The sequence below is a fragment of the Microbacterium sp. P5_B6 genome (genome assembly GCF_056400345.1).
In genome coordinates this window covers 1-1118 of record NZ_JBFULL010000076.1, presented here as the reverse complement: position 1 = coordinate 1118, position 1118 = coordinate 1, and the positions used below count along the sequence as shown (strand labels likewise).

Below are 1118 nucleotides of genomic sequence, written 5' to 3'. Positions count from 1 at the left end.
CACTTGTCACCGACTTGCGCACGGACGGTAGCAGTCATCCGCGCGGGATCGGCTCCAGGCGACCCGAATTCAGTTGGCGTCTCGCGCCGGGATCGGGCACCCAGACAGCATGGGAGATCGAGGTCGCGGCGGACGAAGCATCCTCGTACGATCCCGTCCTCTGGGCCAGCGGGAGGGTGAACGGCTCCGCTCCTTTCGGAATACGCTACGGGGGCGCCGACCTCACCTCGGCAAAGACCTACAGGTGGCGCGTGCGCGTGTGGGCAGATGCGGGGGGCGCACCCTCGTCGTGGGAGACGTCGACGTTCGAAACCGGAATTCTGCCCGGAGACGACTGGTCGGCGCTCTGGGCGGGGGGGCCGGTCCGTCGCACCAATGATGCGCCGACAGCCCTTTACCTGCACGGCGCAGCGAGCCTCGAGTCACCGGTCGTCAGAGCGCGCGCTTATGTGTCGTCCTTGGGATGGCACCGCTTCCTGGTCAACGGGAGCGACCTCACTGGGCCCGCACTCGTTCCGCGCTGGACGGCGCTGGATCACGAGGTCGAGTATGTGACCTACGACGTGACATCGGCGCTCACAACGGGGACGAACACGATAGGGCTCGTCATCGGTGACGGCCGGTTCCGTGGATCGAACGGCTATGAGAACCACTCAAGAATCTACGGGGACCGCCTCGCCGGGCTGATCCAGATCACGGCCGAACTGGAGGACGGAACCGAGCACCAAATCGTGACCGACTCGTCGTGGTACGCCGGCACCGGTCGCATCCGGGAGTCCGACCCGAAGTTCGGCGAACGTGCAGATCTGCGCATCGACGAGAGCTGGGCCGCATCGCCAACTCCACCCGCCGGGTTCGAACCGGTGGAGATCTTGTCGCACCCTCGGACGCTCATCGCCGAGAGCGTCGAGCGGGTGCGAGAGGTGGGACGACTGCGCCCTGTCTCGATAGCCCGGGCCAAAAACGGAGACCAGGTTGTCGACTTCGGTCAGAACTTCGCCGGGGTTGTCCGTCTCCGTCTCCCGGCGGCGGCCGGCACCGAAATCGCGCTGACCCACTCGGAGGTGTTGAAGAAGGACGGGACGCTCGACCCCGAAGCGATCGCGGCCTATCCGCCC

The 1118-nt window shown here is 66.3% G+C and carries 1 protein-coding gene; it reads left to right on the top strand.

What is annotated here, in order from left to right:
- Window positions 1-14: 14 nt before the first annotated feature.
- On the top strand, window positions 15-1118 hold a 1104-nt coding region (locus AC1DP3_RS18300), incomplete at its 3' end, for a family 78 glycoside hydrolase catalytic domain (protein WP_477295797.1).